Genomic DNA, 23560 nt, shown 5'->3' with positions numbered 1-23560 from the left:
ATGCTCCGAGAGGTTCAGGAGGTATGACAATGGAATTCCGGCCTTTTCACGCTACTCTTTACTCCGCCGCATCTTTCCGGCCAAAACGCTTTTCGATGTAATCGATCACAAGCGCTTCAAAATCGGCGGCGATGTTGGGACCACGCAGGGTCAGCGCCTTTTCGCCATCAATAAAGACGGGCGCTGCCGGGCTTTCGCCGGTTCCGGGCAGCGAAATGCCAATATCGGCATGTTTGCTTTCGCCGGGCCCATTGACGATGCAGCCCATGACGGCAACGTTGAGCGCCTCGACCCCGGGATATTTTTCCCGCCATATCGGCATGTTTTTGCGAATGTCGTTCTGGATGTTCTGGGCCAGTTCCTGAAACACGGTAGACGTGGTGCGCCCGCAGCCAGGACATGCCGCAACGACCGGAATGAACTGACGAAAGCCCATGACCTGCAGCAGTTCCTGCGCCACCTGGACCTCGCGGGTGCGGTCGCCATTCGGCTCCGGCGTCAGCGAAACGCGGATCGTATCGCCGATGCCATGCTGAAGCACGTAACCCATGGCGGCGGACGAGGCGACGATGCCTTTCGAACCCATGCCCGCTTCGGTCAGGCCGAGATGCAGGGCGTGGTCGGAGCGTTCCGACAGCATGGAATAAACGGCGATCAGGTCCTGCACCTGGCTGACCTTGGCCGACAGGATGATGCGGTTGCGCGGCAGGCCGATTTCTTCGGCAAGCTCGGCGGAAATCAGCGCCGACTGAACGATCGCTTCTCGCGTTACCTGACGGGCGGAGAGAGGGAAGCCTTGCTCCTTGTTCCTGTCCATCAGGGTCGTCAGCAATTCCTGATCGAGCGAGCCCCAGTTGACGCCGATTCGCACCGGCTTGTCGTAACGGATCGCCATTTCCACGATCTCGCCGAACTGCTTGTCCTTCTTGTCCTTGAAGCCGACATTGCCCGGATTGATGCGGTATTTGGCCAGCGCCTCGGCACAGGCAGGGTGATCGGCGAGAAGCTTGTGGCCGATATAATGGAAATCGCCAACAAGCGGCACATCAAGCCCAAGACGCAGCAACCGCTCGCGGATTTTCGGCACCGCGGCCGCACTCTCGTCGCGGTCGACGGTGATGCGCACGATTTCCGAACCGGCGCGGAACAACGCCGCCACTTGGCTGACCGTGGCGTCGATATCCGCCGTATCGGTATTGGTCATCGACTGCACGACGACGGGCGCGCCGCCACCGACGATGACACCGCCCACGTCTACGGCGACGGATGCGCGGCGGGGCTTGGGATCGTAATCGGCATGTGACGTCATGGCGGTCTCTGGAGCTTGCGGCAAGGTCTGGCAATTGAGGTGAAACAAGGGGGCCGGCTTGTCAACACCCAACGCATGAGAGCTTCTACTTTACCGCAATCATGGCAAAATTCGAGACGCCTATTCCTTGCCCGCGCCATCCGCATGGCGCGCGAGCCGCGAAAGCAGCAGAACCACCACATGCAAGAGCGGCAAGGCGATGAAAACGCTGGCAAGGCCGGTATGTTCGGCAATGAAGCCGATGGCCGATGGCGCCACCAGAATGCCGGAATAGCCCATGGTGGTGACCACCGAGAGACCAATGCCAGGCGCCAGTCCCGGCATGTTGCCGGCGGCGGAAAAGGCAATGGGCACCATGTTGGAAATGCCGATGCCGGCAATCGCGAAGCCGATGATCGCAATAGTGGAATTTCCCGCAAGACCGGCAATCATAAGACCGATAATCGACATGGCCGAACAGAAGCGCAGGGTCGTCACGGCGCCGAAGCGGTCACGCACCAGATCGCCGGCAAAACGCATCGCCGCCATGGTCATGGAAAAGGCCGCAAAGGCAAAACCGGACTGCGATACGGAAGCACCGAGTTCATTGCGCAGATAAAGCGCGCCCCAGTCGAGGATAGCGCCTTCAGGAATCATCGAGAACAGAGCCATCAGGCCGATGATCCACGGCAGCGGCGTGAGCGGCAGGCCACCTTTCGGGCGCTCCTCCTCCGGATGCGGACGATCCGCAAGGACGCGCGGCCACGCAATGACCAGCAGCACGAGCGCGATGACGGTTAGCGCAATGGCGTGTCCCTGCACACCGATGGCCGTGATGAGATACCCGCCAAGACCGGCGCCGATCAGGCCGCCGAGGCTCCAGAAAGCGTGGCACGACGACATGATGGCGCGGCGCATATCGCGCTCCACCGCTACCGCATTGGCGTTCATGGCGACATCCATCGCCCCCGTCAGCCCGCCGAACAGGAAAACCGCGATCACCCCCGCCCAGACGGTGCCGGCCCAGGAGATGAAAAGCAGCGTCGGCAGAAAGATGGCGGCGGTGACAAGGCTGACCGTACGCGAGCCGAAACGGGCGATCTGCGATCCTGCAATCGGCATGAAAACCAGCGAACCGATACCGAAAACCAGAATGATCAGGCCGAGCGCACTTTCGCTGAGGGACAGACGTGCGGCAAATTCCGGAATCTTCGGCGCCCATGAGCCCATCATGAAGCCGTTCATCAAAAACAGCAGCGAAACGCCAAGCCTGTGCCGCGTCAGATAGGATGAGCGTGTGCCTGTCGGCGAAAACGTCGTGGGGCCATTCATCGGCAATATCCTTCAGACTTGACCATGAGAAAACGGGGCAGCGTCATCTTCGCCGCAATAAACGTCTACGCCTTGTGCCGAAAGCGACTCGACCAATGCACGGTCGGCATCCCGTTCCAGCACGAGGCAAAGCGGTGGGGAAAAATCATGAACGTGGAAAGCAGCCTTATGGCCGAGCTTTTCCGTGGTGATGGCGGCGATCACCCGCTGGCTGGCACTACAGGCAAGCCGCTTGAACACCGCATCCTCGAAAACATCCGCCGAAAGGCCCGTCTCGGCCGCAACGCCGCAAACACCGAGGACACATAGATCTGGCCGCATCAGTTCAAGCTGCCGAAGCGCCATGGCATCGATCGCCGCACCAACGGCAGGATCGACCTTGCCGCCAATCAGCACCAGATCGATATCGGCCCGCCCCGTCAGCTCGGCGGCTATGGCGGGCGTATTCGTCACTACGGTCAGATTGAGCCCGGCCGGTATCGCTCGTGCAATGGCAAGATTGGTCGACCCGGCATCGATGAAAACCACCATGCCCGGTTCAATGAGCGGAACGACGGCGCGCGCCAGCATGGCCTTGCGGTCAGCATCCTCGGTAATCCGCGTTTTGAGCGGCACAGTCGTGCTGTCGGAAAGCAGGGCCCCGCCATAAACGCGCAGGCATTCCCCCCGCGCCGCCATCTCGCGCAGGTCGCGGCGCACCGTGTCTTCGGAAACGCCGAAATTCTGGGCCAGATCCTGCGCGAGCACGCGGCCGCTTTGCCGTAGCTGCGCTAGGATGAGCGCCTGCCGCTCACTGACGAAATGATCACTCATTAGGACTCATGCATAAACAAGAATAAACGTGCACGAACATGCATAAACAAGTTTCTGCCGAAGCGCAATAAAAAACGCCCGCCGGGAAGGCGGGCGTCCGTAACTCTATTGCCGATGAGCTACGCCTTATTCGGCGTAGGAGATCAACAAGTCCTTGGCATCGATCTGGTCACCGGGCTTTACCAGAACTTCAGTGATCTTGCCGTCGCGTTCGGCATGCAGCGCCGTTTCCATCTTCATGGCCTCGATGGAGAGCAGCACGTCGCCAGCCTTGACCTCCTGACCCTGGTTAATGAAGACGCGGCTGATGACACCAGGCATCGGCGCGCCGATATGGGACGCATTGCCGGGTTCCGCCTTGCGGCGCACCGCAGAGCCGGAAGCGCCATGGGCGCGATCCGGCACCTTGATGCGGCGCGGCTGACCATTGATCTCGAAGAACACCGTCACCATGCCCTTGTCATCAACGCCGGACGAAGCCTGATTGACGACGACAAGCGTCTTGCCGCGCTCGAGATCGGCAAACAGCTCTTCGCCATCTTCCATGCCGTAGAAATAGGCATGGGTCGGCAGCACGGAGACCGGACCATATGTCTCAGCAGTCAGCGCGAAATCGGTGAATACCTTCGGATACATCAAATAGGATGCGAACTCGAAGTCATCGACCTTGCGCTCCAGCTTGGTCTCGATCACCTTCCGTTCGGCATCGAGATCGGCATCTTCCAGCAGCGAACCCGGACGGACGGTATAGGGCGCTTCGCCCTTCAGCGCCTTTTTCTGCAGGGCTGCCGGCCAGCCGCCCGGCGACTGCCCAAGATCGCCCTTCAGCATCGACACCACCGATTCCGGGAAAGACACTTCACGATCAGGGTTTTCAACATCGGCCACCGTCAGATCCTGACTGACCATCATCAACGCCATATCACCGACGACCTTGGAAGACGGCGTCACCTTGACGATATCGCCGAACATCCGGTTGGCGTCGGCATAGGCCTGCGCCACCTCGTGCCAGCGGCTCTCAAGACCCAGCGAACGGGCCTGTTCCTTGAGGTTGGTGAACTGTCCACCCGGCATTTCATGCAGATAGACTTCCGAGGCAGGCCCTTTGAGGTCGCTTTCGAACGCCGCATATTGATTGCGCACCGCCTCCCAATAGAAGGAAATGCGGCGGATCCATTCGGTATCGAGACCCGTGTCGCGTTCCGATCCCGAGAGCGCTTCCACGATCGAGCCAAGGCATGGCTGCGATGTATTGCCGGAGAAGGCATCCATCGCGGCATCGACGGCATCGACGCCGGCATCCACGGCCGCAAGAACGGTCGCGGCGGAAATGCCCGACGTATCGTGGGTGTGGAAGTGGATCGGCAGACCGGTCGCTTCGCGCAGCGCCTTGAACAGAACCTTGGCGGCAGCCGGTTTCAGCAGGCCCGCCATATCCTTGACGGCGATGATATGGGCGCCGGCCTTTTCCAGCTCAACGGCGAGGTTGGTATAATATTTGAGATCATATTTCGGACGCGCCGAATTCAACAGGTCGCCGGTGTAGCAGATGGTCGCCTCGCAGAGCTTGTTCTCCTCGGCAATTGCATCCATCGAGACGCGCATATTCTCCACCCAGTTCAGGCAGTCGAAGACGCGGAAGAGATCGACCCCACCCTTTGCGGCCTGACGGACGAAGTATTTCACGACGTTGTCGGGATAGTTCTTGTATCCAACGCCGTTCGCGCCGCGCAGAAGCATCTGCAGCAGCAGGTTTGGCGCGCCTTCGCGGATCAGCGCAAGACGCTCCCATGGGTCTTCCGTCAGGAAGCGCATGGAAACGTCGAACGTCGCACCACCCCAGCATTCCAGCGAGAGAAGCTGCGGCAGTGCCTTGGCATAAACGCTGGCGACACGGGCGATATCATGGGTACGAACGCGGGTGGCCAAAAGCGACTGGTGCCCGTCACGCATGGTCGTATCGGTAACCAGAACGCGTTTTTCATTGCGCATCCAGTCCGAAAAGCCCTTCGGGCCAAGCTTGTCCAGCAACTGCTTGGTGCCATCGGGCGTCGGCGCATCGATATAAGGCACGACGGGCTTTGCCGCCTTTTCGGACGGCCTGGCGCGACCCTTGGTTTCCGGGTGGCCGTTGACGGTCACGTCGGCAAGATAGGTCAGGAGCTTGGTGGCGCGGTCCTGACGCTTGACCTGCGCAAACAGTTCCGGCGTCGAATCGATGAAGCGGGTCGTATAGGTATTGTTGCGGAAACTATCGTGACCGATGATGGCTTCGAGGAAGGTGAGGTTCGTTGCCACGCCGCGAATACGGAATTCGCGCAGCGCGCGGTCCATGCGGTTGATCGCTTCATCCGGTTGCGGCGCCCAGGCCGTTACCTTGACGAGCAGCGGATCGTAATAGCGGGTGATGACAGCGCCGGTATAGGAAGTGCCGCCATCCAGACGGATGCCGAAGCCAGAGGCGGAACGGTAGGCGGTGATACGGCCGTAATCCGGAATGAAGTTATGTTCCGGGTCTTCAGTGGTGATACGGCACTGCAGCGCATGGCCGTTGAGACGGATATCCTCCTGGCGCGGCACGCCGGATTCCGCCGTGCCGATGGCAGCGCCTTCGAGAATATGGATCTGCGCCTTGACGATATCGATACCGGTCACGACTTCAGTGACGGTATGCTCCACCTGGATGCGTGGATTGACCTCAATGAAGTAGAATTTGCCGGTATCGGCATCCATCAGATATTCGACCGTGCCGGCGCCGATATAGCTGGTCGCGGCGGCGATCTTCAGGGAGTAGGCAGCAAGTTCCTGACGCTGCGCTTCGGTGAGATAGGGCGCGGGCGCACGCTCGACCACCTTTTGATTGCGGCGCTGGATCGAACAATCGCGCTCGAACAGATGCACGACATTGCCATGCGTATCGCCGAGAATCTGGCTTTCGACGTGACGCGCACGCTCGACCAGCTTTTCGAGATAGACTTCGTCCTTGCCGAAGGCGGCCTTCGCCTCGCGCTTGGCTTCCGTCACCTCTCGGGCAAGATCCTCTCGTCTGCGGATGGCGCGCATGCCGCGTCCGCCGCCGCCCCAGGAGGCTTTCAGCATGACCGGATAGCCGATTTCCGCAGCCATGCGCTCCACTTCCGCCATATCGTCGGGCAGTGGATCGGTAGCGGGAACAACGGGGACGTTGACCGAGATCGCCAGATTACGGGCAGCCACCTTGTTGCCGAGCTGGCGCATCGTATCCGCCGTCGGCCCGATGAAGGTGATGCCGGCCTTGTTGCAGGCCTCCACGAATTCGGGGCTTTCAGACAGAAGACCGTAACCGGGATGGATCGCGTCCGCTCCGGAAAGCTTGGCAACGCGAATAACCTCCTCGATCGAAAGATAGCTCTCGATCGGCCCCATATCCTTGGCGAGATGCGGCCCCCTGCCGACCTGATAGGATTCGTCCGCCTTGAAGCGGTGCAAAGACAGCTTGTCCTCTTCCGCCCAAATCGCAACGGTTTTAATCCCAAGCTCGTTCGCTGCCCGGAAAACGCGGATCGCAATTTCGGATCGGTTGGCAACAAGTATTTTCGATATTTTCAAGACGGTCTCCCCACACGCCAAAACAAAATTTCTGCTGCACTGCGGAATTAAGCAGCAAAACCCTGTCTTGGAAAGAGCAATTCCGGCGAGAACTGTCCTGTTTGCGCTAGCTCAGCAAACCATGGCGAAAAGCAAGCGCTACGGTGTGCTGTCGGTTCTTGGCGCTGAAACGGCGCTGGATCCCGTTGATGTACCAGTCGACCGTGTGGTTGGAGATCGATAGTTGGCGTCCAATTTCGGTGGAAGTCATGCCGTCCGCCATCAGCGTCAACACCTCCATTTCGCGCCTCGTAAGCTCGAGAGCGGAAACGTCAGGGGCATTGCTGAAACCATGGGCCTGCCCGGAAAGATCGAGAAGGCGCCAGAACACGGCACGCGTGGCCGCATCCAGTAACTCCACCTGCAAAGAGGGCAATTGCCGATCCTGGCCGCCAATGAACACCGCACCGATGAAGCCCGCACGGCCGTGCACGGGAAAGGCGTAACCACCCTGCAGACCGTACCGGCCGGCATCGTGGAAAAACACGCTCGCCCTTTTGCGATGCATCGCACGCGGCAGCCCCTCCAGCGCTTCCTTCCACTGAAATGGCTTGTGCACCATGCCGATCACCTTGCGGACGGGATCGACAAGATTGTATTTTTTTGCCCTGTAGACCTCCAGCCAGCCTTCGGGCAGGTGTTGCGCGAGGATGTGTCCGGTGGAGGCGAGCTCACCGGTCATCCGCCTGCTGACGAGAAAATATTCGAAACCGTATTCGCGAATGAGCGTTACAAATTCAGAACGAACGCGGTCGGCGCTTCCCGCTTGGTAACACGCAGAGATGAAGTGAAGAATATCATGCATAAAGACACGGGGTCCGGAGCTTGGCTTGAAGGGAATGACACGAAGGACATGGTCCCGCGATGACGTCATGTTACTCGGGCGCCGGTCGGTTGAGATTGAACATATCGTCGTTAGCAATCCCTGAAACGAAGATGCGAAATCTTGTGACGGCAGGCCTCCGGAAACATCAGGTTCGGTTTTTTTCGGTTCGCACGCGCGGTCGATCTGTTAAGCCGCCATTCAGACAGAAAGAGCGATAATTACACAAATTTCGCCGTCTCATGCAACCTTGCTAAAATAACTTGCCTTGAGGCCGAACAAACAACCGCTCGAAAAAGACGCTCGGACTGGATTGAAAATTTGACCTTGTTTCAGGTTTACACACGCGCGCTGCGCTATCTGACCGTTCATAAATGGCGGGTGACGGTGGTCGTCATCGCCAACGTCATTCTTGCAGCGATCACCATCGCCGAACCGGTGCTGTTCGGCCGGATCATCGACGCCATCTCTTCCGGCACAAATGTCGCGCCCATCCTCATTTTGTGGGCGGGTTTCGGTGTCTTCAACACTGTCGCTTATGTGGCTGTTGCCCGCGAGGCCGACAGGCTGGCCCATGGCCGGCGCGCGTCGCTTCTGACGGAAGCCTTCGGGCGCATCATCTCAATGCCGCTCTCCTGGCACCATCAGCGCGGCACCTCCAACGCCCTGCACACGCTTTTGCGCGCCAGCGAAACGCTGTTTGGCCTGTGGCTCGAATTCATGCGCACGCATCTGGCCACCTTCGTCGCACTGGTGCTGCTTGTGCCGACAGCCATGTCCATGGACCTGCGCCTCAGCTTCGTGCTGATCGGCCTCGGTATCGTTTATTGGTACATCGGCAAGTGGGTGATGAGCCGCACCAAAGACGGTCAGGCTTCGGTCGAAGAGCATTATCACAGCGTTTTTGCCCATGTCAGCGACTCCATCAGCAACGTGTCGGTGCTGCACAGCTACAACCGCATCGAGGCCGAAACGAAAGCGCTGAAATCTTTCACCGAAAAGCTGCTGAGCGCGCAATATCCTGTGCTGGACTGGTGGGCCTTCGCCAGTGCACTTAACCGCACGGCCTCCACCGTTTCGATGATGATCATCCTCGTCATCGGTACCATGCTGGTGAAGAACGGTGAGTTGCGCGTTGGCGATGTCATTGCCTTCATCGGTTTCGCGAATCTCCTGATCGGCCGTCTGGACCAGATGCGCCAATTCGTGACGCAGATTTTCGAAGCCCGCGCCAAGCTCGTGGATTTCTTCGTGCTGGAAGATTCCGTCAAGGAACGGGAAGAACCGGGCGATGCGCGCGAATTGTCGAATGTCTCCGGCACCGTGGAGTTCCGCAACATCAATTTCGGTTTCGCCAACACCAAGCAGGGCGTTCACGACGTTTCGTTCACGGCCAAGGCCGGCGAGACAGTCGCGATCGTCGGGCCGACGGGCGCCGGCAAGACCACGCTCATCAATCTCCTGCAGCGGGTCTACGACCCCGATTCCGGCCAGATACTCATCGATGGAACCGATATTTCGACGGTGACGAAAAATTCGCTCCGCAACTCCATCGCCACGGTGTTTCAGGATGCGGGCCTGCTGAACCGCTCCATTCGCGAAAACATCCGCCTCGGCCGTGAATCGGCCACCGATGCGGAAGTGGTGGAAGCAGCGGCGGCAGCAGCGGCGACGGATTTCATCGACAGCCGCATCAACGGCTATCTGACCCAGGTGGGTGAACGCGGCAACCGCCTGTCCGGCGGCGAGCGCCAGCGCATCGCCATTGCACGCGCCATCCTGAAAAACGCCCCCATTCTGGTTCTCGACGAGGCAACCAGTGCGCTGGACGTGGAAACCGAGGCCCGTGTGAAGGCCGCCGTGGATGCGCTGCGAAAGAATCGCACGACCTTCATCATCGCGCACCGCCTTTCCACGGTCCGCGATGCCGATCTCGTTCTTTTCCTCGATCAGGGCCGGATCATCGAGAAGGGCACCTTCGATGAACTGACCCAGCGCGGCGGTCGCTTCACCTCGCTACTGCGCACCAGCGGCCTGCTAACGGAAGACGAAAACCAGCAACCCCGGCCAAAGGCTATTGCTTCCTAAGGGTCTGGCTGACGGAATGAAGACAGGGCGGACAGCATGTTGTCCGCCCTTTTTCTTTGTGCGCTTCCCGGCGACCCCGCCAGATCACAGGTCGCCTATCAAAGAATTCCGGTCAAGGAACTTGCCAGCCAGAAATCAATCTGCGCGCATGGGAGGACAGTTCCCAGAAAGGCAACGATAGCTGCGAGTTTGATCAGGAAAACTCCAAGCACCACGCCAAGCGTCATTCCGACGCTCGTCTTCCGTGGGCAGCGCGCCAGCCAACACGACAACGTTAACGAAAGAATGGTGAGCAACGCCAACAGCGCAAGTTCTGTGAAAGATGCACTGAATTCCTGGATAATTCCCCTCCGATCGACCGACTATTTGTGACTGCTGCTTTCTCGAAAGGATTGACGAGACAGTCCGTACCGGACGATCCGGCACCGCGCCATCGAAGCCTTCGCCAATATGAGCCTGTCTCGGCGCTGCAGCACCTTCCAGCCAGTGCTGCGAAGGAAGCCCGGTGCCATGCCATGATCCGACCCATAAGCTGAGTCGGAGGTCAGGGTAGCCCCATAAAGATTCAGGCCCCCGCGTTACCACGGGAGCCTGAGTTTATAGGCGAACGGAGACCTGATCGTCTTAGTCGAAGGGAATCATCCGATCATCTGCCGACAGGACCTTGCCATCGACGGAAACGGAAACTGCCGCCGTATCTGCCTTGCGGCTGACGACGATGTCCTTTGCCTTCCCGTCGAGCGTGATCTTCACCGAGAAACCGCTCCAGTCCTCTGGCAGCGACGGCGAAATATGCAGCTTTCCGTTGGTGCGGGTGATGCCGAGAATACCCTCGACGGCCGCACGATAGAGCCAGCCGGCAGAACCCGTGTACCAGCTCCACCCGCCACGGCCGGCGTAGGCGCCTTCACCGTAGACATCCGCAGTCACCACATAGGGTTCGACCCGATAGGTTTCCGACGCCGCCGCATCGAGCGCATGATTGACGGGGTTGAGCAGCTGGAAGCAGTTCCATGCCTCCTGCGCACGACCTTGCTTGGCAAGCGCAAGAACCACCCAAGTCGCCGCATGGGTATATTGTCCGCCGTTTTCGCGCACACCCGGCGGATATCCCTTGATGTAGCCCGGATCATGCGGCGCACGCGAGAAGGGCGGCGTGAACAGCCGGATGATGCCGGTCTTTTCATCGACCAGATGCGACATGACCGCATCCATCGCCTGCTGCGACCGAGCCTCTTCGCCTTCGCCGGAGAGAACGCTCCAGCTCTGGCCGAGCGAATCGATCCGGCATTCCTCGCTTTCGGACGAGCCTAGCGGTGTGCCGTCATCGAAATAGCCGCGCCGGTAATAGCTGCCATCCCAACCCGCTGTTTCCAGCGCATTGCGCAGCCTTTCCCGATGCGACGACCATTTGGCGACGCGGTCAGTATCGCCGCGCTTCTCGGCGATCTCGACGAAGTCTCGCAATGCGCCTGATAGGAACCAGCCGAGCCAGACGCTCGTGCCCTTGCCGCCAACGCCGACACGGTTCATGCCGTCGTTCCAGTCTCCGCCGAGGATCAGCGGCAGGCCGTTCTCCCCGGTACGGTGAATGGCGAGATCAAGCGCTAGCGCCGCATGTTCGTAAAGCGTGACGGACCTGTCGCTCGTCTCCGGCTGGAAGAAAGCATCGTGCTGGCCGGGCATCAATGCCGGGCCCTTAAGGAAGGGAATGCTCTCATCGAGGATGGCGACATCGCCCGTGGCTGAGACATACTGGTTGATGGCATAAGCGAGCCAGACCACGTCATCGGAGATGGTCGTGCGGACACCGGCACCAGTCAGCGGCAGCCACCAGTGCTGTACATCGCCTTCCGGGAACTGGCGGCCTGCCGCGCGCAGGATTTGCTTGCGGGCGAGATCCGGCTGGTAGAGCAGGAAGGCCAGCGTATCCTGCAACTGGTCACGGAAGCCGAAGGCGCCGCTCGACTGGTAAAAGGCGGTGCGCGCCAGAATGCGGCAGGCGAGCGCCTGATAAGGCAGCCAGTTATTGACCATGTGGTTGAAGCCGGCATCGGGCGTAGAGACCTGCAACTGGCCGGTAAAGCCCGTCCAGAATGCCTTGCTCTCATCCAATACCGTCTGGAAGTCCGCCTGGCGGGCATCCTTCACCAGTGCTTCGGCCTCTTCCGCATTGTCGGCATCGCCGAGAATGAAGGTCATGTGCCTTTCTTCGCCGGGCTTCAGGTGGATTTCCTGCATCAGTGCCGCGCAGGGATCGCCATCTACCTCGGTGGTGCCACTCAGCGCCGCACCGGACACGATGCCCTGCGGCGCCTGTGCCGAACCGAAACGACCGATGAATTCCCGGCGGCTGGTGGTAAAGCCGCTTGCCTCGCTATCGAGTGTCAGGAACGAAGTGCGGGCGCTATAGTCGATGCTGTAGGGATTCGACGCGAAGATCGCGTTGCTGCCCGCATCATGCCTGCTCAGGATGAACGGCGCGGATTTCTGGCCGTTATTGCCGAGCACCCACTCTACATAGGCATAGACCTTGAGACGGCGGCTTTTCGAACCCTTGTTGCGCACAATGACCTGCGAGAACTTGACCGGCTTTTCGCGGTCGACGGTCTGCGTCAGCTCGACTTCGAGCGTATCCGCCACGCCGGTCAGGATCGAATAACCGAGACCATGGCGAGTTTCGAACATGGCTTCAGGATCGCGCGACAAGGCGGCACAGGGCGTATAGAGCTTTCCTGTTTCCACATCGGCGACATAGAAGGCCTCGCCCGGCCGGTTGATAACAGGGTCATTGGTCCAGGGCGTCAACTGGTAGTCACGCGAATTGCGGCTCCAGCTGAAACCGGCGCCTTCGGCCGAAATATGGAAGCCGAAATTCTCGTTCGAGATAACGTTGATCCATGGATGCGGCGTGGACTGCCCGCCATTCAGACGCACCACATATTCCTGGCCGGTTTTGGCAAAGCCGCCGAAACCATTCCAGAAATCGAGATCGCCGGCGTCCTCGACCGGTTCCGCAACAGGGAAGGCCGGTACCGGCAGACGGGCCTGTGCCGCGTCACTCGTGCCATCCGGGCCGCGATGGGCCGCAAACAGCGAGACCGCGCGGTTGATCTGGTCAACGATCTTGCCGTTGCGAACATGCAGCACGACACGCGACGCGGCGAGAAGCGCATTCCATGTTTCCTCGTCCATCAGGTCGCGGCGTACCGAGAAGACATGTGGGCGTCCGCCATCGGCAGGATTGATACGACGCTGCGCCTCGGAGATATGATCGAGCGCATGCTGCATGTCCTGGGCATAGGACGCAGCGCGTTCGTTGACGATGACGAGATCGAAGATCACGCCGCGTGAACGCAGATATTCGTGGGCGCTCAGCGCCTCACGGGCGATATCCATGTCCATGTCGTCATTGATGCGCAGGCTGAAGATCGGGAAATCGCCCGAAATGGCAAGCGGCCACAGAGAGCGCTGCGAGGCGAGGCCTGTTTTCAGCGTTTCCGAATCCGCACGCAGATGCATGTCGGGATAGGTCAGATAACGGCCGAGATGTTGGAAGGCGGCCGCCTGCTGCGAGGTGACACCCACATGGCGCATCTGCACCTGCGTGCGTGTCCAGGCATGCACGAGTTCATGGGCGAAAGCGTCCGGATGACGATAGCGATCGATCGCCTTGTCGACTTCCTCGCGGCTTGGCGCGGCAATCGTCCAGAAGATCACGCTTACCTTCTTGCCGGCCGGCACGCGCACGGTGCGCCGAAGGGAGAGGATCGGATCGAGCGTGAAACCGTCGGTGCTGGAGAGCGTTGCACCGGCATCAAAAGCCGCAGCTTCGCGCAGCGACCGTCCGCGACCGATGAACTTGGCGCGATCCGTTTCAAATTCCGTCGGGCGCGACGGGCCGGCATTGTCGGCGGCCAGATGCGCGATGACGGTGCCAGGCTCGTTCGGACTGCGACGGTTGCGCCAAGCGCGGATGACGTCGCCGCGGCGGCCGATTTCCGTCTGCACAAACATGCGCGAGAAGAGCGGATGGGCGTTGTCATCATCCTCAGACGCGATGACCGGCTCCATATAGGAGGTCACTTCGATGTAGCGATCCTCGGAACCGACGTTCAGCAGGGTGATACGGCGGCCTTCGGCATCATGCTCAGTGGCGACGATGCATTCGACAACACTCTGCAGATCGCCTGTTGTCTTGTGGAACTCGGCCTTGTCATCGGTAAAGATCGTCTTGGTCTTTTCACCCTCGATGACACGCGGCTCCGCCGTCGCACTCCACCATTGTCCATTGGTGGTATCGCGCAGGAAGATGAAGGTGCCCCATCGATCGTCTGTCGGATCGGCTTTCCAGCGGGAAATCGCCTGTCCGTTCCACTTCGAATAACCCGCACCCGTCGAGGTGAGCATGGTCGAATAATGGCCGTTCGAGAGGAACACCACTTCGCGGTCGCGCACCGCAGGATCGGCAATGGAGCGCACTTCCGCACGCAACAGGTCGGCCTGTTCCTTGCCGGGGGTTTCCGGCTCGTATTTGGCGCTCATGACGGGCACTTCGCGTGGCGCCTTTTCCTGCAACAGCAGTTCGGCCGCCTCGATCACCGGATCGGAATGGAAGAGTTCGCGCAGCACGCCGTCGAAAGCGACGTTGGCGACGGCCGCAATCGACATGCCGTGGTGGTGAGCATAATAGTTATAGACCACCGCACAGACCTTGCCGTCCGGTACGCGCGTCGGCGTGAAATCCACCGCATCATGGAAACCATATTGTCCAAGCGCGCCCAGCTTGCGCAGCTTGTCGAGGTTTTCGAGTGCACCGTCGGGATCGTACTGGCTGGCGAGGATCGACGCATAAGGCGCGATCACCGCATTCTGGCCGAGACCACGCTTGAGGCCAAGGGTCGGTACACCGAAGTTGGTGTACTGATAGTTCATGTTGTGATCGCGGGCGTTGAACGCCGCTTCGGAAATGCCCCATGGCGTGCCGAGACGGCGGCCGTGGTTCATCTGTTCCTTGACGATCAGATTATTGGTCTGGTTGAGGATGCCGCCCTGACGCTCCTGCATGACGAGCGGCGGCATCAGATATTCGAACATCGAACCCGACCACGACACCAACGCCCCCTGCGCACCGATTGGCACGACCTGACGGCCAAGACGATACCAGTGTTCGGTCGGCAGATCGCCCTTGGCGATGGCAAACAGGCTGGTCAGGCGGCATTCGGAAGCCAGGAGGTCGTAGCAGGCCTCGTCGAGCTCCTTGCTTTCGACGCGGTAACCGATCGACAGAAGACGGCGATCCTTGCGGTAAAGGAACGTGAAATCCATCGAGAAGGCGAGGTTGCGGCTGCGGTCGCGCAGCGATGCGAGACGTTGTCGCAGCGGCTCCATGTTGGTGAGGTCGATGGCGCTGTCTGAAATATGCGCCTCGCAGCAATCGACGAGCAATTGCGCCCAGCGCGTCACTTCCGCGCTCTGCGCGGATTTCACCTCGTGATCGACGTTGGTGGCGAGTTTCTGGATATCGCGCGCAAGAACCGCGAGATTGATGACACGGATCGAGGCGAATTCATGCTCGCGCTTGACGGACGCAAGGGCGTTCGAGAAGCCGATGATGCGCTCTTCAAGCCGGCGATGCAGCGGTCGCAGGTTCTTGCGATCGTCCGGCAATGCCTTCAGCGTTTCGCGCAGAATGCCGGCAAGATCACCAATACCGTCCAGATTACCCTGAAGATGCGCGGACGGCGCCTCCGCCCAATCGCGGCAGGCGGACGAAACCGCAATCAGATGGCCGGCGAGGTTGCCGCTATCCACTGCCGAAACATAACGCGGCCCAAGCGTCTGCAAGGTGTCGGTATGATACCAGTTGTAGAGATGACCGCGATACTTCTCCATCTTCTCGACGGTCTGGATCGTGTTCTCGATCCGCTCCAGCGTATCGGCAAAGCTGATCCAGCCGAACTGGCGCGCCGAAATGATGGAAAGCAGATAGACGCCGATATTGGTGGGAGAGGTACGCGAAGCGACAATCGGCTCCGGCGTTTCCTGGAAGTTGTCCGGCGGTAGGTGATTTTCCTGCGCTGTCACGAAGGTCTCGTAATAACGCCAGGTGCGACGCGCGATCTTGCGAAGTTCGAAGGAGACATGCTCCGAAACGAACAATCGGTCTTCGGTTTCAGCAGACTGGCTGACATACCAGGCGACGGCCGGGGACAGAACCCAAAGAAGCGTAAAAGGGATACCGATCAGGAAGGCGTTGTCGCCCGGCAGCGACGCAAACAACAGCCCCAGCATGGCCACGACAGGCGCATGCCACATCTGGCGGTAATAATCGACGATGCCGCCCTGTGCGCTCGACTGCATGCTGGCGGCGGTGCGCCATTCCAGCATCAGCTTGTGGCTGACGAGCAGGCGGTACAGCGAACGTGCAATCGCATCCGTCATCATGCAGGCGGCATCGGCGATGAAGACGATGCGCAGCGCAACCTGTGCGTTGGTGGCGCGGATTTCGGACCAGATGGTGTGGAAATGCGCCTGTGGCACGATATCGGTGGAGCGCGGCACGAGTCCGGACAGCAAGGAAAGCGTGGGCGCGACGAACAGCGAGAAGATCAGCAAAATCTGCCAGATCAGCGCACCGAGCGGATCCATGAAATACCAGCCGAGGATCGAGGCGAAGAACCAGGCGATCGGCGTCAGCGAGCGACGCAGATTGTCGACCATCTTCCAGCGGCCGATGGCGGTAACGCCGCGGGCACGATCGAGGATAAAGGGCAGAAGCTGCCAGTCGCCGCGCGCCCAGCGATGCTGGCGCGACACTTCCACCTCATATCGGGTCGGGAAGTCTTCCACCAGCTCCACATCGGTGACGAGCGCGCAGCGCGCAAACGAGCCTTCGAGTAGGTCGTGGCTGAGGATGGAGTTTTCCTCGATACGGCCCTTCAGCGCCGCCTCGAAGGCATCCACATCGTAAAGACCCTTGCCGGTGAAAGTGCCTTCGGAAGTCAGGTCTTGATAGACGTCGGAAACGGTGAAGACATAAGGGTCGATACCGCGATTGATCGAGAAGACGCGCTGGAAGACGGAGGCGTCCTTGCCCGTCGTCAGCGAGGGCGTCACACGCGGCTGCAGCAGACCGTAGCCTTCGACAACTCGTCCGGATTCCGGATCGATCCTCGGGCGGTTGATCGGATGGTGCATCTTGCCGACGAGCTTGGTCACCGCATCGCGCATCAGGCGCGTGTCGGCATCCAGCGTCATGACATATTTGACATCGGTCGGCACGATGTTCGCACCGCCAAGGAAAGTCGTATCCTTGTCGCCGCGCAGCAGCATGTTCAGCTCATGCAGCTTGCCGCGCTTTCGCTCCCAGCCCATCCAGCAGCCTTCGGCCGGATTGTAGAGGCGGCGGCGGTGCAGCAGGTAGAAGCGCGTCTTGCCGTCAAAGGCATAACGGCTGTTCAGCGCCGCAAGCTCGCGCTTGGCATAATCGAGAATTTCGAGATCGTCGTCGGACTGTTCATATTGCGCATCACGCCAGTCGCCCACCAGCGAGAAGTAGATCTCGCCATGCGGATTGGCGAGATAATGCACCTCGATATTGCGCATCATCTCGTCGACGCTATCACGGCTGGTCAGCATGCAGGGCACGGCAACCAATGTGCGGGCATCCTGCGGGATGCCATTCTTGAACTCGTATCCGACAAGCCGGAACGGTTTCACGAAGAAGGTGACGAGCGTGTTGAAGAGGCCGGTTGCGCCTTCGGATGCCGGCAATGCGAACATCAGCAGGAAGGCGGTCACAACATACCAGGGCATACCGGCTTGCGCCAGGAACCAGCCGACGGCGAGCATGGCGAGCGCGGTGATCAGCAGCACCGGCGCCGCAATCGCGAGCCAGTTGAACTTGCGCATGGCCCGGACAATATGCTGCGACACCAGGGGCCGGTACCCCAAAGCCTTTTCGAGTTCGAAGCGGCGCTGGCCCACAAGCACGGAACCGACATTGACGCGATGGGTTTCATCCGCACCGGCCGGCGTCTCCGAACGCGCCATTTCGACAGCGGCGCGCGCAACCTCGACTTCGGTCTTGGGTGAGCGGCGCGCCAAAAGCTCGATTGTATTGCGGTAGGTGTTGCGTGAACCGAAATCCAGAACCTCGTAGTCGGTCTCTTCGCGCAGGACCTTGTCGATGTGGCTGACTTCCTCGAACCACACCGACCATTCGGTGTCGTCGATTTCACGCAGGCTCTTAACGATGTTGCCCATCGTCACATTGCCGGATGCTAAGCGATTATGTTCCGACATCATGATGTTTTCGGCGTCGGTACCGGCAGCATGAAGACGCTCTTCAAGCCAGGCAACGGCAAAACCTGAGGTTTGCGAGCCGTTCCTCAGACGATAAAGGAACTGCGTCGCGAAAGTCGGGTCGTCGACCAGCGAATCGACCTGCTTGAGAAGCGCTGCCGAGGCTTCCGCATCGTTGAGGCGAATGATTTCATCGACGACTTCATTCGCCTTCTGGCGCATGCGACGCGAACGTTCCACGCGGATGGAGATGCGGCGAAGATTTTCGATGAGCACAAAACGGATGATCGACGGCAGAGCCCACAATTCGCCGATCTGCAGCGTCTTTGACGTCTGGTAGCCATCCACCAGCGCCGTCATGTTCTCGCGCGAAACCGTGCTGTGGGTATGGGCGACATAAAGCCAGCCGAGCGCCACAACCCGCGGGACAGTCACCCCGCCAACCGTCATCGTCGGCAGCTGGCGATAGAACTTGCGCGGAAAATCGCGACGGACTTCCTGGATCGCCTCTTCGATGACGTAATGGTTGTCGAGCAGCCATTCCGCCGCCGGCGTTATCGTCGCGCCATTTTCCGCATCGACGGCAGTCGTACGATAGACCCTGAGGATTTCCTTCTCGTTCTCGCGGTGACGCTCGAAGAAATCGAACTCCATGAAGCCGGGAAGGCTGTCGGCGCCATCGCGCGAAAGCGCGGCGCCCGCATCATGCAGTTCCTCGACCGTCATATAGGACGCGCGGATCGAATCGTTGTGATCGATCTGCTTCGTCTCTGAATCACGGGCGGCGGCGGTCGGGGTAATATGAAATGACATCGGGCTCGTATTCTGAACTTTATGGAAACTGGTTCAACTTGACCTGCAATTCGTCCGTGGCGGGAACACAAACGAAAATCGGGCCACGCTATATTTATGACTTATCCTGAACCTTCGGTGAACCGGACCAGACGCTGTGCGGAACGGATCGTCAAGCGCATAACATCCGCAGGCACATCATGCTGCAGCGTCATTATTCCGGGATGTGTGCGAAGCTGGAGATCGACGCGGAAGGGGCGCTTTCGATGAAGAGAAGAAAGCGGCGTCGTTCGGCCCGGCATTGCCGTTCCGACCGGATTTCGCACCCTCCCCGATGGCGAAAATTGTTCGCGCAACGTCCGATAATCCCCCGTTGACAACCTGAAAGGCAACACGAACCGAGAAGGTCCGCGCCACATCCGAAAGAAGCTAATGCCCCAGGACGTCAATAGTTCCATGCCACCTGTCGCGGCACGATGCAAGCGCTGAATTTCAGCGCGTTTCAGGGCAGGCCACGCCCCTTACGCATGGCTGCATATGCTGCTATGTCATTTGCAAAAGGCGCCGGAAAAACGGCCGAACCCGGGACTTTAAAAAATGACCAGACAGACCGCAAATCTCGCATCCTTTGCCAACCATATGGCGGATGTGGTGGCCATTCGCCGCCACCTGCACCGCAATCCCGAAATCGGCCTTTCGGAGTTCAAGACGTCGGATTTTATTGCCGAACAGTTGGCCGCGCTGGGCTATGAGGTTACGCGGGGGCTGGCCGGAACGGGTGTCGTTGCTACCCTGCGCAATGGCGACAGCACCCGCACGCTCGGCATCCGCGCCGATATCGACGCCCTGCCGATCCACGAGGAAACCGGGGTGGATTATGCGAGCGCCAATCAGGGCGTAATGCACGCCTGCGGCCATGACGGCCACACCGCCATGCTGCTCGGCGCGGCGAAGATCATCGCGGAGCGTAAAAATTTCAACGGAACCCTGCATCTGATTTTCCAGCCCGCGGAAGAGAATTTCGGCGGCGCCCGCATCATGATCGAGGACGGGCTGTTCGAACGTTTTCCCTGCGATGCGGTTTTTGCCCTGCATAACGATCCCGGTGTGCCCTTCGGGCAATTCGTGCTGCGTGACGGGCCGATCCTTGCCGCCGTCGACGAGTGCAAGATTACCGTCAACGGCTACGGCGGCCACGGCGCCGAACCCCAGGATGCAGCCGACCCCATCGTTGCCGGCGCAAGCATCATCATGGCGCTGCAAACCGTGGTGTCACGCAACATCCATCCACAATTATCGGCGGTCGTCACGGTTGGCGCATTCCATGCCGGTGCTGCCAGCAATGTCATTCCCGAAACGGCGGAAATGCTGCTGACCATCCGCTCCTTCGATCCGGGCGTGCGCGACGAGCTGGAAAAACGCATCCGGGCGATAGCCGAAGGCCAGGCCGCCAGCTACGGCATGAGCGTCACCATCGACTATGAGCGCGGATATAACGCAACGATCAACCACAAGACGGAAACGGACTATGTCGCCGATCTCGCCCGGCGTTTTGCCGGGGCTGACAAGGTGGCGCAGATGCAGCGGCCGTCGATGGGTGCGGAAGACTTCGCCTATATGCTGGAGAAACGGCCCGGCTGTTATTTCTTCCTCGGCACCGCCCGCACCGATAACGACCCGCCGCTGCATCATCCGAAATTCGATTTCAACGACGATATCCTGCCGATCGGAACCGCATTCTGGGTCGATCTGGCGGAAGATTACCTGAAGGCGTGAATGGGCATGAAAAAGGCCGGTCGGAGGAGCTACCGGCCTTTTATTCTCAAATTACCTGATGAGAAAATCGGGAGGATCAGGGAACGAGACCGAAGATGACGGCGGCGACAAAAGCCACACAGACGCCGACAAGAGCCGCATGTACCGAATCTTTCCAGTTGCGCGGCGATTGGGGCGGCGAGACAAAGTCATTTACTTTTCCTGCCTTGGAATAAGACATTGTATACTCCTTGCCTGCTCGGCCCTTCAAAGCGGGCATTGCTTATCTCGCTTGTAAAATAGCTTTATTCCCCACTGTTTCCGTAGAGATAAAATTCCATAAGATTGGCGCATCGGGAAAAATACCGATTGCGACTTGCCCACCGGCAAGCATCAATCTACCCATGGCGCAAGATCAGCGCGGCGGAGGGCATCTCCTCTCAAAACCACTGGCGGGCACGGAAAACACCATGACGGATATCGACGCCATCATCATCGGAGCCGGGGTGATAGGGCTGGCGACAGCGCGCGAACTGGCGATACGTGGCCTTTCCGCCATTATCCTCGAAAGCGGGAAGGAATTCGGCTCGGCCACCTCCTCCCGCAACAGCGAAGTCATTCACGCCGGGCTCTATTATCCAACCGGAAGCCTCAAGGCCCGACTTTGCGTGGAGGGCAAGGAGCGGCTTTACGCCTTCTGCCAAAGCCACGGCGTTTCACATCGCCGCTGTGGCAAGCTCATCGTCGCCACGCGCGATGAAGAGGTGGCCATGCTCGCCGCCCTGCGCGAAAAAGGCATAGCTAACGGCTGCGACGACCTTGAGCTAGTCGATGCGCGACAGGCGCTCCTGCTCGAACCCGCACTCGCCTGCGTCGCAGCCCTGATATCGCCCTCGACCGGTATCATCGACAGCCATGGTTATATGCTGGCGCTCCTTGGAGACGCGCAGGATCACGGCGCTGCCCTTGCCCTGAACGCACCCTTCGAAAAGGCAGAAGTGATCCGCGATGGTTTCCGGATTCACGTCGGAGGCGCAGAGCCCACCAGCCTGACATGCCGGCTGCTCGTCAATTCTGCCGGCCTTGTCGCACCGATGGTGGCGAGGAAGATCGAAGGAGTGCCGGACGAAGTGATCCCGCAGGCGCGTTTCGCCAAGGGCAGCTATTTTTCGCTGGCTGGCAAGTCGCCCTTTTCACGGCTGATCTACCCCGCGCCGCACACCCATGGTCTCGGCGTGCATCTCACGCTCGATCTCGCTGGCCAGACCCGTTTCGGGCCGGATGTGGAGTGGGTGGACACAGTCGACTATGCCGTCGATCCCCGCCGCATGGAGGGTTTTGGAGACGCTATAAGGCGCTATTGGCCAGGTCTTCCCGATCACGCGCTGATCCCGGCCTATTCCGGTATCCGGCCAAAGATTTCCGGTCCGGACGAACCGGCCATGGACTTCCGCATCGATGGGGCGGAAACACACGGTCTTGCCGGCCTCGTCAATCTTTTCGGCATAGAAAGCCCCGGACTTACCGCCTCGCTGGCAATTGCCGGGGAGGTCGCAGCACGCTTCGAGGCCTGATCTCAACCTCACCCGAAACGGGACAGCGCGCCGGCCATGATCTGCGGATCGATATTGCCGCCGGAAGCAACTGCGATCACCGTTTCGCTTTCCAGTTCATCGCCATGAAATAGCGCCGCCGCCAGGGCCACCGCGCCGCCGGGTTCAACAACAATCTTCAGCCGGTTGAAAGCGAGAACCGTCGCACGCAGCGCCTCATCTTCGGTCACGACGACGCCTTTTCCGCAAAGCCCCGCCATGATCGGGAAGGTGATATTGCCGGGCTGCGGCGTGACAATCGCGTCGCAGATCGAACCCGAGGTCGTGGCGTTACGCTCGATCCTGCCCGAGGCAAGGGAGCGGGCCACATCGTCGAACCGTTCCGGTTCTGAAGTTCTGACCTTGTAGTTCGGCGCTTTCGCCGAAAGCGCAATGGAGACGCCGGATGTGAGGCCACCGCCACCGCAAGGCACCAGAACCTCCGCCGCATCGATGCCCAGTTCCGCGCCCTGTTCAGCAATCTCCAGTCCCACTGTTCCCTGCCCGGCAATGACCAGCGGTTCGTCATAGGGCCTTATAAGCGTCAGCCCACGCTCGTTCGAAAGGCGATCTCCAATGACATCGCGATCTTCGTTCGCCCGGTCATAAAGCACGACCTCTGCGCCATAAGCGCGGGTATTTTCGATTTTGATCTTCGGCGCATCCGACGGCATGATGATAACGGCAGGAACATTGTGCAGCTTCGCGGCAAGCGCCACACCCTGCGCATGGTTGCCGGAGGAAAAGGCGATCACGCCCTTGGCGCGCACCTCCGCCGGAAGGCCGGAGACGGCCGACCAGCCGCCGCGAAACTTGAAAGAACCGGTTCGTTGCAGGCATTCAGCCTTCACGAACAGCTTTCGCCCGGCAATTTCGTCCAGAAAAGAGGATGAAAGAAGCGGTGTGCGAACCGCATGGTTGCCGATGCGCCCACGCGCGGCTTCTATCATCGAAATATCTGTCATGTCATGCCCCTGTGATGCGGATTTGCGGGTACATTAAGAGGTCGCACTCAATTGCGAAACCGCCTGGAAAAGAAAAATCCCCGGGCATGGCCGGGGATCAGACTGCTGACAAACCCCTGGCGTGAGCTGGGGGTTTATGATTCATTGGGACATGTTGAAGAAACCTGCTCCTGAACAG

General features: G+C 59.7%; 12 protein-coding genes. 3 read left to right on the top strand and 9 right to left on the bottom strand.

What is annotated here, in order from left to right; all coding sequences use genetic code 11:
* Positions 1-58 precede the first annotated feature (58 nt).
* From ispG to BS627_RS22830, 5 genes are all read right to left on the bottom strand, one after another.
* Positions 59-1309, bottom strand: coding sequence for a flavodoxin-dependent (E)-4-hydroxy-3-methylbut-2-enyl-diphosphate synthase (gene ispG / locus BS627_RS22850; RefSeq protein ID WP_077985444.1), 1251 nt, complete (start codon positions 1307-1309; stop codon positions 59-61).
* Positions 1310-1429: 120 nt separating this feature from the next.
* Positions 1430-2620: an MFS transporter gene (locus tag BS627_RS22845; protein WP_077985443.1), complete on the bottom strand. Its 1191-nt coding sequence runs from the start codon at positions 2618-2620 to the stop codon at positions 1430-1432.
* A 12-nt stretch (positions 2621-2632) separates the two neighbouring features.
* Positions 2633-3433, bottom strand: coding sequence for a DeoR/GlpR family DNA-binding transcription regulator (locus BS627_RS22840; protein ID WP_077985442.1), 801 nt, complete (start codon positions 3431-3433; stop codon positions 2633-2635).
* A 126-nt stretch (positions 3434-3559) separates the two neighbouring features.
* On the bottom strand, positions 3560-7021 hold the full coding sequence (gene pyc / locus BS627_RS22835; protein ID WP_077985441.1) for a pyruvate carboxylase: 3462 nt from the start codon (positions 7019-7021) through the stop codon (positions 3560-3562).
* A gap of 106 nt (positions 7022-7127) precedes the next feature.
* Positions 7128-7865, bottom strand: coding sequence for a helix-turn-helix transcriptional regulator (locus BS627_RS22830; RefSeq protein WP_077985440.1), 738 nt, complete (start codon positions 7863-7865; stop codon positions 7128-7130).
* Between the two features lie 339 nt (positions 7866-8204).
* Between BS627_RS22830 and BS627_RS22825 the strand changes: the two genes are divergently transcribed.
* On the top strand, positions 8205-9971 hold the full coding sequence (locus BS627_RS22825) for a glucan ABC transporter ATP-binding protein/ permease (protein WP_077985439.1): 1767 nt from the start codon (positions 8205-8207) through the stop codon (positions 9969-9971).
* Positions 9972-10069: 98 nt separating this feature from the next.
* Here the strand turns inward: BS627_RS22825 and BS627_RS24980 are convergent, their stop codons facing one another.
* Positions 10070-10198 (bottom strand): hypothetical protein, encoded by a 129-nt coding sequence (locus tag BS627_RS24980; RefSeq protein WP_269824805.1) that lies wholly within the window; start codon positions 10196-10198, stop codon positions 10070-10072.
* Positions 10199-10595: 397 nt separating this feature from the next.
* Positions 10596-19091 (bottom strand): glycoside hydrolase family 94 protein, encoded by an 8496-nt coding sequence (locus BS627_RS22815; RefSeq protein ID WP_077985437.1) that lies wholly within the window; start codon positions 19089-19091, stop codon positions 10596-10598.
* Between the two features lie 576 nt (positions 19092-19667).
* On the opposite strand from BS627_RS22815, the gene BS627_RS22805 reads away from it, so the two are divergent.
* Positions 19668-20846 carry a M20 aminoacylase family protein gene (locus BS627_RS22805; protein ID WP_165691367.1) on the top strand — a complete coding sequence of 393 codons (1179 nt, stop codon included), beginning with the start codon at positions 19668-19670 and terminating at the stop codon, positions 20844-20846.
* 76 nt (positions 20847-20922) lie between these two features.
* Here the strand turns inward: BS627_RS22805 and BS627_RS22800 are convergent, their stop codons facing one another.
* Positions 20923-21066, bottom strand: coding sequence for a hypothetical protein (locus tag BS627_RS22800; protein ID WP_077985435.1), 144 nt, complete (start codon positions 21064-21066; stop codon positions 20923-20925).
* A 229-nt stretch (positions 21067-21295) separates the two neighbouring features.
* On the opposite strand from BS627_RS22800, the gene BS627_RS22795 reads away from it, so the two are divergent.
* On the top strand, positions 21296-22399 hold the full coding sequence (locus BS627_RS22795; RefSeq protein ID WP_077985577.1) for an NAD(P)/FAD-dependent oxidoreductase: 1104 nt from the start codon (positions 21296-21298) through the stop codon (positions 22397-22399).
* Positions 22400-22407: 8 nt separating this feature from the next.
* Here BS627_RS22795 and BS627_RS22790 read toward each other — a convergent pair whose 3' ends face one another.
* On the bottom strand, positions 22408-23382 hold the full coding sequence (locus BS627_RS22790) for a threonine ammonia-lyase (RefSeq protein ID WP_077985434.1): 975 nt from the start codon (positions 23380-23382) through the stop codon (positions 22408-22410).
* Between the last annotated feature and the right edge of the window lie 178 nt (positions 23383-23560).

Source organism: Agrobacterium salinitolerans, from assembly GCF_002008225.1.
Classification (GTDB): Bacteria; Pseudomonadota; Alphaproteobacteria; order Rhizobiales; family Rhizobiaceae; genus Agrobacterium; species Agrobacterium salinitolerans.
Note: the sequence above shows the minus strand (reverse complement) of the source record. Positions and strands in the feature narration are given on the sequence as shown.

Bases quoted from the DNA above. Each gene is read 5' to 3' on its own strand.
- BS627_RS22815 (WP_077985437.1), bottom strand. From the start codon at position 19,091: ATGTCATTTCATATTACCCCGACCGCCGCCGCCCGTGATTCAGAGACG.
- BS627_RS22845 (WP_077985443.1), bottom strand. From the start codon at position 2,620: ATGAATGGCCCCACGACGTTTTCGCCGACAGGCACACGCTCATCCTAT.
- BS627_RS22790 (WP_077985434.1), bottom strand. From the start codon at position 23,382: ATGACAGATATTTCGATGATAGAAGCCGCGCGTGGGCGCATCGGCAAC.
- ispG (WP_077985444.1), bottom strand. From the start codon at position 1,309: ATGACGTCACATGCCGATTACGATCCCAAGCCCCGCCGCGCATCCGTC.
- BS627_RS22795 (WP_077985577.1), top strand. From the start codon at position 21,296: ATGACGGATATCGACGCCATCATCATCGGAGCCGGGGTGATAGGGCTG.
- BS627_RS22840 (WP_077985442.1), bottom strand. From the start codon at position 3,433: ATGAGTGATCATTTCGTCAGTGAGCGGCAGGCGCTCATCCTAGCGCAG.
- BS627_RS22800 (WP_077985435.1), bottom strand. From the start codon at position 21,066: ATGTCTTATTCCAAGGCAGGAAAAGTAAATGACTTTGTCTCGCCGCCC.
- BS627_RS24980 (WP_269824805.1), bottom strand. From the start codon at position 10,198: ATGACGCTTGGCGTGGTGCTTGGAGTTTTCCTGATCAAACTCGCAGCT.
- BS627_RS22830 (WP_077985440.1), bottom strand. From the start codon at position 7,865: ATGCATGATATTCTTCACTTCATCTCTGCGTGTTACCAAGCGGGAAGC.
- BS627_RS22805 (WP_165691367.1), top strand. From the start codon at position 19,668: ATGACCAGACAGACCGCAAATCTCGCATCCTTTGCCAACCATATGGCG.